This is a genomic window from Streptomyces sp. NPDC018833 (genome assembly GCF_044390825.1).
Classification (GTDB): domain Bacteria; phylum Actinomycetota; class Actinomycetes; order Streptomycetales; family Streptomycetaceae; genus Streptomyces.
In genome coordinates this window covers 1-15024 of sequence record NZ_JBIRZM010000017.1, presented here as the reverse complement: position 1 = coordinate 15024, position 15024 = coordinate 1, and the positions used below count along the sequence as shown (strand labels likewise).

The window sequence follows — 15024 nt, the reverse complement described above, 5'->3', positions numbered from 1 at the left end:
ACACGTGGAGAACCGACGAGCACCCGAAAATGTGACAGCCTCCTGGTGACCGCGCTCACCCGCGGGTCACGCCGCAGAGGCCATCGCGGTGAACTGCCGGCCCGCGAACGCGAGTTTGTCCGGGTTCACAACGACCCGCGCCTGGGCGATGACGCCGTCGCGCACTTCGAAGGAGACGACGGCGATGAGCCGATCCGCCACGTGCGCCACCAGCGACGGCGCTCCGTTGACCTCGGCGGCCGCGAGGGCCCAGCCGCCCGCGTACCGCTGCGCGCTGCCCCACAGGAAGCGCAGCACCTTCTCCCGGCCGACGATGGGGCGCCGGGCCGCGGTGACCTTGCCGCCCCCGTCGCTCCACCAGGTGATGTCCTCGGCGAGCAGCTTCTCCAGTCCTGTCAGATCACCCTCGCGTGCCGCCATGACGAAGGACTCGACGAGTTCGTGCTGCCGGTGGGAAGTCGGTGTGAAGCGGGCCTCGGGCGTCGCCACCCGCTGGACCGCTCTGCGGTACATCTGACGGCAGTTGGCCTCGCTGAGGTCGAGCACCCCTGCGATGTCCCGATGGCGGTAGCCGAACGCCTCGCGCAGAACGTAGACCGCACGCTCCGTCGGCGTGAGCCGCTCCAGCAGCACCAGCAGCGCCGCCGACACCGCGTCGCGCTGCTCGGCGGACTCCATGGGGCCGAGCGAACCGTCCTGCGTGAACACCGGTTCCGGCAGCCACGGCCCCACGTAACGCTCGCGCTGCACACGGGCCGAGGTGAGCCGGTTGACGCAGAGGTTGGTGACGACCTTGGCGAGCCAGGCCCATGGGTGCTCGATCGCCGCACGGTCGGCGTTGCTCCAGCGCAGGTAGGCGTCCTGCACCGCATCCTCCGCCTCCTCGGCGGAACCGAGCAGCCGGTACGCCAGGCCGAACATCCTGGGGCGGTGGGCGGTGAACTCCTCGGTCTTCCCTGACGTCATGCGCCCAGCGTGCCAGAGGCTCGGAGACATCCGGCACGCAGGTAGTTGCCACCTGCCGGTGGGACATCAGCATGCGTCCTGCGGTTGCGGTGTGGTCCACGCCCCGGCACCCCGGGCATCGCCGCCGGCTCAGGCGGAGCGCCGTGCCAGGTCCTCCAGGACGGCGACCGCCCGGTCGGCGTGCTCGTAGGGCACGAACAGGTGGTCGTGGTGGAACCCGGCGACGACGTTGCAGCTCAGGCCCGCGTCGGCGAGTTCCCGCGCGACCACGGCTGTCAGCCCGACCGCCTCGAGCGCGGAGTGCACACGCAACGTGATCCAGCCGGCCACGTAGTCGTACGCGAGCCCCGCCGCGTCCGCCTCGTCCTGCCGTACGACCAGGGTCAGGCCCTCGTCCTCCGCGACCGTGACCACCGGGGTGACACCGGAGGGCACACGGTCCTCGACGGTGGTGAACACATAACGGCCCGCGTTCAGCGCCGGACGCATGCCGCTCAGCAGTTTCCGCAGGTCGGTCTCGCCAGTCATGATCGCCAGACTACGCGCTGGGCGGTGGCATAGGCGGCGTGGCCAGGAGGGCAACAACGACTCCTGATCGTACGCGGTGACGGTCAGGCGCCTCTCCTGTTTCACCAGTGTCTGACGACATCGACGACCCTCGTCCGAGGTGCCGGATGAGGCCTTTCATCACCCTGCCCGAGGGCTCGAACCCATCACCTTATTCGTCAGTGTGACGTGAATTCGTCCGAACCCAGCTGCCGTTCGGACCAGCTCTGCGATGCTGGAGGCCGATCGAGAGGGGCCGCAGCGATGCAGTGGAAGATCCACGGGGAACGTCCGATCTACGAGAACAAGTGGGTGAACCTGTGGCTCACCGACATCGAGACGCCGGATGGGCACCGCTGGGAGCACCACGTCGTCAAGCTCCGTCACTTGGCCGTGGCCACCGTCGTCAACGAGCGGCGCGAGGTCCTGATGATGTGGCGGCACCGCTTCATCACGAACACCTGGGCATGGGAACTGCCCATGGGCTTGGTCGAAGAGGGCGAGACCCCGGCCGACGCGGCGGCCCGCGAGGTCCTGGAGGAGACCGGCTGGCGCCCCGGCCCCCTCAAGCCGCTGATCTACGCCGAGCCGGCCAACGGCATCACCGACTCCCAGCACTACATCTTCCGGGCCGGCGGGGCCACGTACGAGGGTCCGCCGACGGAGAAGAACGAGTCGGACCGGATCGAGTGGATCCCCCTGGCCGACATCCGCGCCATGATCGACCGCCGCGAGATCGTCAGCAGCGGCTCCCTCGTCGGACTGCTCTACGCTCTCATGGACGAGGCGATCCGCTGACCTGACGAGGCAGCACCTCTCGGAGCGTGGCCTCGAACGCCACCGCGGCCGGCTCTCGGCGGAAGGGCTCCAGCTGCTCGTAGAACTCCCGGAGGTGGCCGGCGACTCGTTGCGATCCGACGGCCGCCGCCGGGCCCAGGGCACCCATGGCCGTGTGGCACGCCTCATCGAGCTTCCCGCGCTTGAACTGGATGCGGGCAAGCCAGAAGGCGTGAAAGGCACGGCCTCGATGGTTCGATTGGTGTTCGCGGCGTAGGGCATCCGCGATCAGGGGTTCAGCAAGGGCGACTTCGCCCAAGCGCCCATGTGCGATGCCGGTGTCCACGATCAGCTTCGGCTCGTCGAAGTACGCCACCCACGCCGGGTCCGGATCGTCGGCACTGATCCGGCCGAAGCAAGTGTGTGCCTCTGAGATCGCGCCGTGGGTGGCGCTGTGGTTCCCGAGGGTGGCGAGGGCGAAGGCTTCGCGCATCGCGAGCATGGCCAGCACGCGTGGTGTCGTGCCTTCGGCGCCTCGGGCCTGGTCCTGGGCCGCCGTGACGAGCGCGACAGCATCCCCGGGCTTGTCCTGATAGGTGGCCTGGAGGCTCATGCAGGAGAGCACGTTGGCCATGAACTGACGGTCGTCGACGGCCTTGGCCAGGCCGAGAGCTTCCGTGAAGTAGGCGCGTGCCTGGTTGTACTGGCGCGCGTCGAAGTACGTCCATCCGGTGAGTCGGGCGAGCTCGGCCGCGATGCTGTGCAGGCCGTTCCGCATGGGAGCGGGGCGCTGTTCCTTGAGGAGATCGACGACGTAGCGAAGCTGGCCGACGACCGCCGGCCGTAAGGTCTCGCCACCGTGCTCGTCGTCCCGGCGCCAGTAGTCCGCGATCGACGAGTGCAGCGCATGCAGGGTCGACGGGCCGAGGTCCCGCTCGGACGCCAGGGCGAGGATGCTGTCCACGTCTACCCCCGGGAGCCCTGCGGCCAACTGCTCGCCGACCGGCGCCGGCGCCTCGGCCGGGTCTCGGGGCGCGACGGTCAGGTTCTGCGGCGTCTCCCACGAGCGCCGGGCCAGGCCGAGCATGTGCCCGGGGATGCGCAGCCCGTCGGAGATGCGCTCGATCACATCCATGTGCAGGAGCTGTCGGTGTCCGGCGATCACCTCGCCGACGCGGCTGGGGGTGAGGTCGCAGCGTCTCGCGATCATCGACGGGTAGATGCCTGCTCGGGTCTTGACCAGTTGGAAGATGCGGCCGAAGTCCCTGATCTGGCATGCCTCGATCATCGCATGGTCCGTGAGCAGGCTGACCGGAAGTTGCTGCGAGCGGGGTGGCTCGGGCATCGGGCACGCTCCGGCGTCAGGACTACGGATCGCTACTCATGGTCAACCGTGCGTCATGTTACCCAAGTTGGGTAACCCGCTTGGCCTTTCTGCCCGAGCCTGCGGATCGCGATGCTCCTGTCCATGGCGAACGGACAGGACGACGTACGGATGACGCTGCGGGTATCGCGCGACTCCGGCCGGACGTGGGGGCCTCTCACGGAGGTGCGTGTGGGTGAGGACCCGGTGGTCCCGGACAGCCCCGGCGGCTTCCCGCCGTGTGCGTGCCGCCGATGCGTGGAACGGCACTCCTCCGACCAACTCCGGGTGGTGTCGTGATGAGGTGCGCACACTGGCGGCGGGTGCAGTGGGCTCTGGCACAGGAAACGCGGGAGAGGTCGGCTTCGGGATGCGTCGACAGCGCCGTGCAGTGCAGCTTTCCGCACACGGGGACGGTGAGCACTACGCCCTCCTCGACGACCTGGACTACGGCACCGCGCTGTGGCTCCGCTGGCACGGGACTGAAGTGGAGCTGGTCGTGCTGCCGGACTGCCCGGTGGCCGGTCAGGGGCCCGACGGGGAGGGCTGTTGCCTGTTCGCAGATCACCCGGAGCAGCACACCTCGGAAGAGACCCACCCCATGGAGGAGGGCCCCGTGCACTATCTGATCGCGAGCCCGCACAACGGCAAGTTCCTCGTCGCACGGCCTGGTGCTCGTGCGGGGATGCAGATCTCCCGGGCGATGTACGAGCAGGTCGCCTCGATCGCCGAGACCAGCAGCCCCCTGCCGCCCTGGCTCCTCGACGGCGCCCGTACCGCCTGGAGCCTGGACTTGGCGGGCGCGTCCATGCGGGATGCCGTCCTTGTGCGTCCGGAGACCTGGCTCGGCTACGGCCGCGCCACGTACGAGATCAACAAGGGCTGCAACTTCAACTGCGAGCACTGCTATCTCGCGGAGCGGAAGTTCGACGGACTGCCCTGGGACAGCAAGGCGCGGCTCCTACGCCTTCTGCGGGATGCCGGAGTGCTGTGGCTCCAGTTCACCGGCGGCGAGCCGCTGATCGACCGCGACTTCTTGGACACGTACACGCTCGCCTACCGCTCCGGGATGCTGATCGAGATCCTCACCAACGGCTCCCGACTCCACCGGCTCGAGGTCATCGAGCTGCTGCGCAAGCTACCGCCGCACAAAGTGACCGTCTCCCTCTACGGCGCGACGCCGGACAGCTTCGACTCCCTCACCCGCAAACCGGGGGCCTTCAAGCTCGTCAAGAAAGGGCTCATCGCCGCGCGAGAGGCCGGGATCACGCTCGAACTGGCGCTGATCATCACCAAGCACAACGCCCATGAGCTGGCCGCAATGCGGTCCCTGGCCGACCGGTACGGGGCCGGACGTACGGAGTACGGCACGATCTCTCCCACGTACACGGGCACGCCCGAGCCCCTGGCCGCGCAGGCCCCCGGCTTTCTGGACAAGACCAGCGTCTTCAAGGGCTGCCCCGCCGGCCACACCTTCTTCCACGTCGACCCGCACGGCCTGGCGACCATGTGCAAGGTCGGCCGCGAGAATCCCGTCGACCTCATGTCCGAGGGCCTGGACGGACTCCTCCGTCTCCCCCGCATCGCCGATGCCCAGATGCTTCGCACCGGTGGCTGCGGCGGCTGTCAGCTCTCCGGCACCTGCCGGGTCTGCCGACCGCTCGCCAAGGCGTACCAGGAGGCGAAGGCACCACTGAACACCTACTGCCAACACGGAAGCGAGGAAGCGCAATGACCACTGCCATGGTGGAGATCAGCCCCCGGCCGCAGGTCCAGGAGCCCGAGGGAGTCGTCCTCCTGGAAGACCTGGAGGTGCTGACCGAAGGCGCCGTGCCGGGCTGCAACGACGACAATCCGTACCGGTAGGCATCCAGCCGCAAGGAACCGCGGGGGCTTCGGGACGTTCTTCCGTCCGAAGCCCCCGCACCACTGCCCCGTGGAAGAGTGACGTCCCATGGCGACCACCCGCATCGGCCTCGACCGGCTGCCCGCCACCGCGCGCGCCGCTGTCGAGCAGCACACCGACCCCCTGCTCACGGTCGTGGAGACCGCCGAGGGTTTCAATAGCGAGATCGCTGCCCGTGTCACCTCCACCACCGGGACCTGGCACATCAAGGGCCTGCGCACCGACCACCCCCGCGCATGGACACAGCGCCGGGAGGCCGCCATCGCGCCTTTTCTCACCGGCCTCGGTCCTGCCCTTCACTGGCGCGTCGAGACCGCTGGATGGGACCTCCTGGGCTTCGAGGCTCTGGACGGCCACCACGCCGACTACTCCCCAGGCTCCCCCGACCTCCCTGAAGTCGCCGCCCTCCTGCGCCGCCTCGGCGAGACCCCCTGCCCCGGCATCGAACTGCGCCGCGCCGAACAACGCCTGGAGCGCTACGCCGTCCACCCCGACGACCTCCACTTCTTCGCCGGGCGCAACCTCCTGCACACCGACCTGAACAACACCAACGTGCTCGTCAACGACCATGCCCCACAAGGCCATCGTGCTCGGCTTGTCGACTGGGCCTGGGCCACGCGGGGAGCCCCCTGGCTCGATGCCGGCTACTGGGTCATCTGGCTCATCGCCTCCGGCCACACCCCCACCTCGGCCGAACACCAGGCTGCCGAGATCCCCGCCTGGCACACCGCACCCGCCGAGGGCATCACCGCCTTCGCCGCCGCCAACCGCAACGTCTGGGACGAGATCAGCACCGCCGACCCCGACCCGTGGACCCTGCGCCTGGCGACCGCCACCGCTGCCTGGCAGGAGCACCGCAAGGTCGTTTGAACCGGATTCACCGCTCCGGGCAACCGAACGAGTAGAGCCCGGCGCGGCTTGGGCGGGCGTCAAGGTCGGGTTGGGGTCGGGCATGTTCAGGGGGCCGTACGCTCGCCCGGCAAGTCGGGCACGTCTTGGGCCTCGTGGCCGGACCGGCGCTGTTCGTCCGGGCGCCGTTGAGCGGTTCATGCGGCACCGATGTGCCGCCGGCGATCGTGCTGCTCGGCGCGCGCTTCGGACTCGCCATGCCGGCTCTGGCGGCGCCGGGGTACGAGCGATGTCCGCAACGGCACCACACTGCATGCCGTCCGGGGGTGTACGCCGCTGGGGCCGAGCTGGTAGGAAAGTTTCCTAACAGCAGAACTCTCCGTCGTATTCCCCATGGAGGCACGGTGCCCACCCCCCACAAGCGCTCCCGCAACCGGCTCGGGCTCCTTCCGCGTGTGGTGCTCGGAGCGGTCCTCGTCGCTCTGCCCGCCACCGCCGTCGCGGCGGGCGCGGCGGAACAGGATCCGCCACAGCACCGGCCGGCCGCCGCGCCGGCAGCCGTCGGGCTGGACGACCCCGTGAAGAAGGACATCGCCATGCAGCTCGTCTCCAGCGCGGAGAACTCCTCGCTGGACTGGAAGGCTCAGTACAAGTACATCGAGGACATAGGAGACGGCCGCGGCTACACCGCGGGCATCATCGGTTTCTGCTCCGGCACCGGCGACATGCTGGACCTCGTCAAGCTCTACACCCAGCGCAAGCCGGGCAATGTGCTGGCGAAGTACCTGCCCGCACTGCGGAAGGTCGACGGCACCGACTCGCACGAGGGCCTCGACCCGGGCTTCACGCGCGACTGGCGCAAGGCGGCCGGGGACCCGGCGTTCAAGAAGGCACAGAACGACGAACGCGACCGCGTCTACTTCGACCCGGCCGTGCGGCGGGGCAAGCAGGACGGCGTGGGTGTGCTCGGGCAGTTCATCTACTACGACGCCATCGTGATGCACGGCGACGGCGGCGACAGCACCAGCTTCGGCAGCATCCGGCGCAAGGCGCTGGCGAAGGCGAAGTCACCGGCCCAGGGCGGCGACGAGAAGGCGTATCTGCACGCCTTCCTCGACGCCCGTGTGTGGGCGATGAAGCAGGAGGCGGCGCACGAGGACACCAGCCGGGTGGACACCGCCCAGCGGGTCTTCCTCAACAAGGGCAATCTCGCCCTGAACACGCCGCTGGACTGGAAGGTCTACGGCGACAGCTTCCACATCGACTGACGCGGCGGCGATGTACGGACGGGCGGCCCCGGGGAGGTCTCCCTGGAGCCGCCCGTCGCATCGGAAGCCGGCTCAGTGCACGGCGGCCGGTGCCACCGCCTCGCCGGATCCGGTCGCCGCCTCCTCCTGTGCTTCCTCCTGCGAACCGGCCTTGCCGCCCAGGTGGTTGAAGGCCAGATTCAGCACGATCGCCACGATGCACCCGGTGGAGATGCCCGAGTCCAGCACGACCAGCAGGTCGTTCGGGAAGGCGTGGTAGAACTCCGGCGCCGCGATCGGGATCAGTCCGATGCCGACGGCGGCGGCCACGATCAGCGCGTTCTCGCCCTTCTCCAGCGCCGCCGTCGCCAGCGTCTGGACACCGCTCGCGGCGACCGTGCCGAACAGCACGATGCCGGCGCCGCCGAGGACCGGCAGCGGGACGAGGGCGATCACGGAGGCGGCGACCGGACACAGGCCGAGCAGGATGAGGATGCCGCCGCCCGCGGCGACGACGAAGCGGCTGCGCACCTTCGTCATCGCGACGAGCCCGATGTTCTGGGCGAAGGCACTGCACATGAACCCGTTGAACAGCGGGCTGACGGCCGAGCCGAGCGTGTCGGCACGCAGACCGCCCTCGATGGTGCGCTCGTCCGCGGGGCGTCCCACGATCCGGCCGAGCGCCAGCATGTCGGCGGTGGACTCCGTCATGCACACCAGCATCACGATGCACATGGAGACGATCGCGGCGATCTCGAACTGCGGCGCACCGAAGTGGAACGGCGTCGGGAAACCGACGACGTCGGCGTCCTTGATCGCGTCCAGGTTGGCCATGCCGAGCGGCAGGGCGACGACGGTGCCGACGACGAGGCCGAGCAGGATCGCGATCTGCTGGAGGAAGCCGCGCAGGAGCTTGCGCAGGGCGAGCACGACGACGAACGTGAGCGCCGCCATGCCGATGTTCTTCATCGAACCGTAGTCGTCGGCCGTGGAGTTGCCGCCCTGCGACCAGTTGAAGGCCACGGGCAGCAGCGAGACACCGATCAAGGTGATGACGGTGCCGGTGACGACGGGCGGGAAGAAGCGGACGAGTTTGGAGAAGTACGGGGTCAGGACGAAGCCCAGGACGCTGGCGACGATGATCGCGCCGAAGATGACGGCGATGCCGTCGTATCCGCGGTCCCGGCCGATGGCGACCATGGGTGTCACTCCGGCGAAGGAGACGCCGTTGACGAACGGGAGCCGGGCGCCGACTCGCCAGAAGCCCAGTGTCTGCAGCAGCGTCGCGATACCGGCGGTGAACAGGGACGCGCCCATGAGGAACGCGGTGTCCTTGGCGTCGAGGCCCACGGCGGGGCCCACGATCATCGGCGGGGCCACCACACCCGCGTACATGGCTGCCACATGCTGCAGCCCGGTGGTGAACATCTTGAAGGGGGGAAGGGTTTCGTCGACCGGATGCTTCCGGTCTGGTGCCTCGGCGGTCGAGGTGTGCGCGGCCACGGCGGTGCCTCCGGTCGGGTAACACGTCATCGGGGACATGGGTGTCATGGAGGTGGTGCGGGTGGTGCTGTCGATGCGGTTGATGCGGCGTGCACATACCGGGCGCCCGGACCGGTGGTGCGGATGCTGACCGTGCCGAGAGGTGCCGCCACGAGTCACCGTCACCGGGAGGTGCGCACCTTTGTCGCACGCACCCCCCGGTGAGGGCTGTCGTGGACCCCGCTCGGGTCCACGGCCGCCGGCCGGGGGCCGTCCCCCCCGGCCGGACTTCCCTGGGTCAGCCCCGCGCGGCGATCCGCGCGAGGCGCTGTGCCTCGTCCCGCGTGGAGCGGGCGATGGCGTCCTCGTCCACCGTGGTCAGCCGGCTGTTCTCGACCACGGGCTTTCCGTCGACGAGGGAGAGCGATACGGGAGCGGCCGCGCCGAAGACCAGCGCGACGACCGGGTCGGCGATGGAGGAGTGCGCGAGCGTGTCGAGCTTCCACAGCACGAGGTCGGCGAGCTTGCCGGACTCCAGTGAGCCGATCTGGGTGGCGCGGCCGAGGACCTGGGCACCGCCGTAGGTGCCGAGCCGCAGCGCCTGGCGGGCGTTCAGCGCGGCCTCGCGGTGGGCGCCGAGCCGGTTGATCAGCAGCGCGTTGCGCAGCTCCGTGTGGAGTTCGCCGGACTCGTTGGAGGCGGTGCCGTCGACGCCGAGCCCGACCGGGACACCGGCCTTGAGCATGTCGGGGACGCGGGCGATGCCGGCGGCCAGACGCGCGTTGGACGACGGGCAGTGGGCGACACCGGTCCTCGTACGGGCGAAGGCCTCGATGTCGGAGTCGTTCATGTGGACGCAGTGCGCCATCCACACGTCCTCGCCGAGCCAGCCGGTCGACTCGAAGTAGTCGGTGGGCCCCATGCCGAAGAGCTCCTTGCAGAACTCCTCCTCCTCGACCGTCTCCGAGCCGTGGGTGTGCAGGCGCACGCCCTTGCGGCGGGCCAGTTCGGCCCCCTGGCGCAGGAGTTCGGTCGACACGGAGAACGGCGAGCAGGGCGCGACGGCGACCTGCGTCATCGCGTCGAAGGAGGCGTCGTGGTGCTTGTCGACGGTCTCCTCGGTGGCGGCGAGGGCGCCTTCGAGGGATTCGACGGCGAAGTCCGGCGGCAGGCCGCCGTCCGACGTGCCGCGGTCCATGGAGCCGCGGGCGAGGGTGAAACGTACGCCCATCTCCCGTGCGGCGCCGATGATCGCGCCGGACAGGTCGCCGGACCCCTGCGGGTGGACGTAGTGGTGGTCCATGGCGGTGGTGACGCCGCCGCGGGCCATCATCGCCAGCGAGCCCTGGGCCGCGGCGCGAACCATCGGCTCGTCGATGCGCGCCCATGTCGGGTAGAGGGCGACCAGCCAGTTGAAGAGGTTGTGGTCGGTCGCCAGGCCCCTGGTGATCCACTGGTAGAAGTGGTGGTGGGTGTTGATCAGACCCGGTGTCGCGAGGTGGCCGGTGCCGTCGACGCGGCGTACGACGTGTCCGAGGCCCTGGGGGGCGGGTCCTGCCCCGACCGACTCGATCCGGTTGCCGGCGACGACGATGTGGCCCGAGGCGTACTCGGTGTCGCCGGCGTCGACCGTCGCGATCGCACAGTTCTCGATGACGATGCGCTCGACGGCGCTGCTGTCCGTCGCGCCGTCGTGGGCTGCCGAAGGTGCCATGGTGCTTCCTTCTTCTGTCTCGGGATGTGGCGTGGTGGGCACGGCAGGACCCTAGGAGGATTTGAGTGCCACAGCCTGGTGGCCGTGGGTGCCGAGATGGTGGAAGAACAGGTTGGGCAGGACCGCGACGAGCGCTCCGGCGCTGATCCCGGAGCCGAGGACGGTCTGCGCCCGGGCGGGGAGGTCCACGGAGAAGGTGGGCGCGGCGAGCGGGACGATGCCCGCTCCGAGCGCGACGGCGAGCAGGATAATGGGGAAGCTGTCGTCGAGTCCGGCCTCGGAGAGGTTTCTGATGCCTCTGACGGCGATCGAGCCGAGCAGGACGATGCCGGCGCCGCCGAGGACGGGCATCGGGACGAGCGGGCAAGCGGGACGACCGCACCGAGGACAGACATCGGGACGAGCGGGGCAAGCGGGACGACCGCGCCGAGGACGGGGAAGGCGCCGAGGACGAGCAGGACACCGCAGGCGACGACGACGTGGCGGCCGCGCACCCGCGTCAGGGACACCACGCCGACGTTCTGGGCGCAGGCGGAGGTGGGGAAGCCACCGAAGACGGGTCCGACGAGGGTGGCGATGCCATCGGTGCGCAGTCCGTGTGCCATGGTCTTCCCTCCCGTCCGCCGGCCGCCCCGCCCGCTGTTGGGCGGGCAAGGCGGTCGGCGGCCCGGCGTCAGAGGTTGGTCATGTCGACCGGGATCTGCGGCTCGACGCCGTCCCGCAGGACGGTGGCCTCGATCAGGCCGTACGGGCGGTCCGCAGCGAAGTAGACCTCGTTGTCGTTCTTGAGCCCGAACGGCTCGAGGTCCACCAGGAAGTGGTGCTTGTTCGGCAGGGAGAAGCGGATCTCGTCGATCTCGCTGCGGCTGTTGATGATGCGCGAGCCCATCTGGTACAGCGTCTGCTGAAGCGACAGGGAGTAGGTCTCGGCGAAGGCCTGGAGCATGTGCTTCCTGGCCTGCTCGTAGGACTTCTCCCAGTTGGGCATCCGGTTCTCGTCAGAGCTCCAGCTGTACCGCCACCGCGCGGACACCTGGGTGGCCAGGATGCGGTCGTACGCCTCCTGCAGGGTTGTGTACTTGTCCTTGACGTAACCCCAGAACTCGGAGTTCGTCGAGTTCATCACGACCAGGTCCTTCAGGCCGGAGATGACCTGCCACGTGTCACCGTCGAAGGTGACCTGCGTGGTGCGGGTCTCCTGGCCCTTGCGGACGAAGGAGTGCTTGACCTCGTCGGCGCCGATGAACTTGGAGTTGCCGTCGGAGGTCTCGATGCGCTCCCAGGCGTACTCCTCGATGCGGATGCGCGCCCGGTGGATCGGCTCCTGGCTCGTCACGAAATGGCGGGCGAGGTGGATGCCGAACTGCTCGGCGGACTCGATGCCGTACTCCTTGGCGAACGCGTACACCGTGTTCTTGGTGGTGTCGGTCGGCAGGACGTTGGCATTGGAGCCGGAGTAGTGCACGTCGTCCATGTCGCCGGAGAGGGCGACGGAGACGTTCAGGTCCTTGATGTGGTGGGTGTCGCCGTCCCGCGTGATCTTGACAACGCGGTTCTCTGCCTTGCCGTACTGATTCTGGCCGAGAATCGTGGGCATGTCTGCTAGCTCCCTCGGTAAACGGAGTAGCCGAACGGGTTGAGCAGCAGCGGTACGTGGTAGTGCTCGCCCGGTACGACGGCGAAGGTGATCGCCACCTCGGGGAAGAACACGCCGCTGTCCCGTAGCGCGGGGGCGTCCTGCTGTGCCTCGGCTTGCTTCTTCTTCTCGAAGTACGTCTCGGTCTCGAAGTCGAGACGTACATGGGTCGTGCCCTCCGGCAGCGCCGGAAGGTCCTTGCAACGCCCGTCCGCGTCGGTGGCGGATCCGCCGAGCTGCTTCCACTCCGCGGCCGGGCCGCTGCGGGCCGACAGGGAGATGGCAACGCCCTCGGCAGGGCGGCCGATGCTGGTGTCCAGGATGTGCGTGGACACCGAGCCGTGCGGCGAGGCCAGTGTTTCCGTGCTCATGCGCTCTCTTCCTCTGCGAGCTCGGCGAGGCGGGTCAGCCGGATGCGGTTGATCTTGCCCAGTTCGGTGCGGACGATCTCCCGCTCCTGCTCCGGCGAGTTCCCGATCCGCTCGCGGACGGCGTCCCTCATCTGCTCACCGGTACGGCCGGTGGCGCAGATCAGGAAGACATGGCCGAACTTCTCCTGGTAGGCCAGGTTCAGTTCGAGCATGTCGGCCTTGAGTGCCTCGGAGGCCCCGGCCATTCCGCTCTGTTCACGGGAGGAGGTCGGGTCACCGGGCTTGGGCCGGCCGATCGGCGGGTGACCTGCCATCGCCTCGGCCAGGTCGTCGGCGGTCAGTTCGGCCATGGCGGCGTCGCTGGCCTCGAAGAGGGCGTCGGTGCTGGTGTACGGCCGCTGGGCGAGGATCTTGCTCCCCCAGGCCGAACTGGCGCACACCTCGTGCAGCACGGCCAGGGCCGCACTGTCCTCGGAGGCGTTGAACCGGGCGAGACCCTGGTTCGAGAGTGAAGTCACGGGAGCCTCCGTGGCTTGTGCATCGTGGTGCGTCGGACGGGCTGCGGATAGCTAACGCCCTCCGGAACACGACGTCAACACTTTGTTGAAAAATCGCATACACAAAAGCCGCCGCCCGAAGCACCGGACGGCGGCCGCGGCAGGCGGGCGCTCAGCCGCCCTTGGCCGCGTTTTCCCTGTTCAGGTAGTTTGAGCCGATCCTAGTCCAGGCTGTCCGTACAGTCCGGGGAGTCCGGCAGACGTCCAGGTCAGGGGCTTGCCGACGGGCCGTGGCGAGCCGGTATGTGAGAAACGTGTGAGACGCCAGCTCTCGCGTACTGCGGTCTGTCGGGTCACCAGGGCCTCGTAGACGAGACCCGGGAGCGGTAACGAGCGAGTAGATCTTGAAGCGCGAAGCGCTCGCTTAGTGAGCGTTTGATTCTCGGTTGTCTGTTTTATTTGGCTTAGCTGTCACGCCAGTTGGTGGTGGTTTCGTGGGTGAGGCGGCGGGTCATGAGGTTGATGGCGGCCAGTTGGATCATGGCGGCTGATCGGTGTGGGTGGGTTTCGTAGTCGCGGGCCAGGCGGCGGTGGTGCATGAGCCAGCCGAGGGTGCGTTCGATGACCCAGCGGCGGGGCTGGACGTGGAAGCCGCGGGTGGCGGGGTCGCGTTGGACGATTTCGAGGTCGATGCCGAGGTGGGCGGCTTGTTCCACGGCTTTGGTCTTGTAGCCGTTGTCGGCCCAGGCTTTGGTGATGGTGGGGTGGCGCTCGCGGACTTGAGTCAGGAGTTGGGTGCCGGCGGCGGAGTCGTGGACGCTGGCGGCGGTGACGGCCACGGCCAGCAGGAGGCCGAGCGTGTCGGTGACGATGTGCCGCTTGCGACCGATGATTTTCTTGGCCGGGTCGATGCCTTGGCTGGTCAGGTGGACGGTGGCGGAGGTTTTGATGCTCTGGCTGTCGATCAGGCAGGCGCTGGGCTCGCTTGAGCGGCCTTCGGCTTGGCGGACTTTGCCGCGTAACAGGCCGGTGAGCTGGTCGAAGATGCCGTCGGCTTCCCAGAGGGCGAAGTAGCCGTAGACGGTCTGGTGGGGCGGGAAGTCGTGGGGCAGGTAGCGCCAGGGGATGCCGGTGCGGTCGACGTAGAGGATGGCGTTCATCAGGGCGCGCAGGTCGTGGGTGGGCTTGCGGATGCCGTTGCGGGCCTGACGCCAGGCTTCGAGGGTGGGACGGATGAGTTCCCAGCGGGCGTCGGACAGGTCGCTGGGGTAGGGCCGTGAGGGCTGCATGATGCCTGGGTAAGCGGTGGCGGCCGGCTTGAGCAGGGCGTACGCGGGGGTGTCGGTTGGACAGGAGCGTGCGTTCTCAATCTCGTGTGAACCGGTAGATTTCTGAATGAGACAGGAGCTCTTGCATGGAAACCGGCGCATAGCTGGTCTACTAATTGCCGCAGAAGCTACTTTTCCGGCGGATCGCTCGGAGTGGTACTCGTGTCCGGCCTCTGGAAATCACCACAAACCATCTGACAAGAGAATCAAACGCTCACTTAGAAGTCGTCTCATTTGGCGAGTCGGTGGTAACAGATCAGGCTGCAGGCGATGGCGGTGAAGGCCAGGAAGTGTTCGGCTTTGCGTTCGTAGCGGCGGTGTAGACGGCGGCAGCCGCCCAGC

14 protein-coding genes and 2 pseudogenes are annotated in these 15024 nt (G+C 68.5%); 5 read left to right on the top strand and 11 right to left on the bottom strand.

What is annotated here, in order from left to right:
• Positions 1 to 66 precede the first annotated feature (66 nt).
• Together ACH5AF_RS28145 and ACH5AF_RS28140 are read right to left on the bottom strand one after the other, a co-directional pair.
• Positions 67 to 966, bottom strand: a complete 900-nt coding sequence (locus ACH5AF_RS28145; protein WP_398905381.1) for an RNA polymerase sigma-70 factor — start codon at positions 964 to 966, stop codon at positions 67 to 69.
• 129 nt (positions 967 to 1095) lie between these two features.
• Complete coding sequence (locus ACH5AF_RS28140; RefSeq protein ID WP_398905379.1) at positions 1096 to 1494, bottom strand: ACT domain-containing protein; 399 nt, start codon at positions 1492 to 1494, stop codon at positions 1096 to 1098.
• A 282-nt stretch (positions 1495 to 1776) separates the two neighbouring features.
• On the opposite strand from ACH5AF_RS28140, the gene ACH5AF_RS28135 reads away from it, so the two are divergent.
• Positions 1777 to 2310, top strand: coding sequence for an NUDIX hydrolase (locus tag ACH5AF_RS28135; protein ID WP_398905378.1), 534 nt, complete (start codon positions 1777 to 1779; stop codon positions 2308 to 2310).
• Here the strand turns inward: ACH5AF_RS28135 and ACH5AF_RS28130 are convergent.
• Complete coding sequence (locus tag ACH5AF_RS28130) at positions 2288 to 3634, bottom strand: hypothetical protein (protein ID WP_398905376.1); 1347 nt, start codon at positions 3632 to 3634, stop codon at positions 2288 to 2290. The two genes, ACH5AF_RS28135 and ACH5AF_RS28130, sit on opposite strands and share 23 nt — an antisense overlap.
• Before the next feature lie 634 nt (positions 3635 to 4268).
• On the opposite strand from ACH5AF_RS28130, the gene ACH5AF_RS28125 reads away from it, so the two are divergent.
• From ACH5AF_RS28125 to ACH5AF_RS28110, 4 genes are all read left to right on the top strand, one after another.
• The gene (locus tag ACH5AF_RS28125) at positions 4269 to 5387 is read left to right on the top strand and encodes a radical SAM protein (RefSeq protein ID WP_398905596.1); all 1119 of its coding nucleotides are present in this window, start codon (positions 4269 to 4271) and stop codon (positions 5385 to 5387) included.
• Entirely contained in the window at positions 5384 to 5518 is a 135-nt protein-coding gene (locus ACH5AF_RS28120; RefSeq protein WP_398905375.1) for a hypothetical protein, read from the top strand. The genes ACH5AF_RS28125 and ACH5AF_RS28120 overlap by 4 nt, the downstream gene beginning before the upstream one ends.
• Before the next feature lie 88 nt (positions 5519 to 5606).
• On the top strand, positions 5607 to 6428 hold the full coding sequence (locus ACH5AF_RS28115) for an aminoglycoside phosphotransferase (protein WP_398905373.1): 822 nt from the start codon (positions 5607 to 5609) through the stop codon (positions 6426 to 6428).
• Between the two features lie 383 nt (positions 6429 to 6811).
• Entirely contained in the window at positions 6812 to 7675 is an 864-nt protein-coding gene (locus ACH5AF_RS28110) for a chitosanase (protein ID WP_398905371.1), read from the top strand.
• Between the two features lie 72 nt (positions 7676 to 7747).
• Here the strand turns inward: ACH5AF_RS28110 and ACH5AF_RS28105 are convergent, their stop codons facing one another.
• The 8 genes and pseudogenes from ACH5AF_RS28105 to ACH5AF_RS28070 all read right to left on the bottom strand — a co-directional run.
• Complete coding sequence (locus tag ACH5AF_RS28105; RefSeq protein ID WP_398905593.1) at positions 7748 to 9187, bottom strand: nucleobase:cation symporter-2 family protein; 1440 nt, start codon at positions 9185 to 9187, stop codon at positions 7748 to 7750.
• Between the two features lie 247 nt (positions 9188 to 9434).
• On the bottom strand, positions 9435 to 10850 hold the full coding sequence (locus ACH5AF_RS28100) for an 8-oxoguanine deaminase (protein ID WP_398905369.1): 1416 nt from the start codon (positions 10848 to 10850) through the stop codon (positions 9435 to 9437).
• Positions 10851 to 10901: 51 nt separating this feature from the next.
• Positions 10902 to 11476: pseudogene (locus tag ACH5AF_RS28095) on the bottom strand (solute carrier family 23 protein); the annotation flags it as partial.
• Positions 11477 to 11523: 47 nt separating this feature from the next.
• On the bottom strand, positions 11524 to 12447 hold the full coding sequence (gene pucL / locus ACH5AF_RS28090) for a factor-independent urate hydroxylase (RefSeq protein ID WP_398905367.1): 924 nt from the start codon (positions 12445 to 12447) through the stop codon (positions 11524 to 11526).
• 5 nt (positions 12448 to 12452) lie between these two features.
• Positions 12453 to 12857: a hydroxyisourate hydrolase gene (uraH, locus tag ACH5AF_RS28085; RefSeq protein ID WP_398905365.1), complete on the bottom strand. Its 405-nt coding sequence runs from the start codon at positions 12855 to 12857 to the stop codon at positions 12453 to 12455.
• Entirely contained in the window at positions 12854 to 13375 is a 522-nt protein-coding gene (gene uraD, locus ACH5AF_RS28080; RefSeq protein WP_398905363.1) for a 2-oxo-4-hydroxy-4-carboxy-5-ureidoimidazoline decarboxylase, read from the bottom strand. Before uraD ends, uraH begins: the two co-directional genes overlap by 4 nt.
• A gap of 443 nt (positions 13376 to 13818) precedes the next feature.
• Positions 13819 to 14643 carry an IS5 family transposase gene (locus ACH5AF_RS28075; RefSeq protein ID WP_398905361.1) on the bottom strand — a complete coding sequence of 275 codons (825 nt, stop codon included), beginning with the start codon at positions 14641 to 14643 and terminating at the stop codon, positions 13819 to 13821.
• A gap of 269 nt (positions 14644 to 14912) precedes the next feature.
• Positions 14913 to 15024, bottom strand: a pseudogene (locus tag ACH5AF_RS28070) (IS5/IS1182 family transposase); the annotation flags it as partial.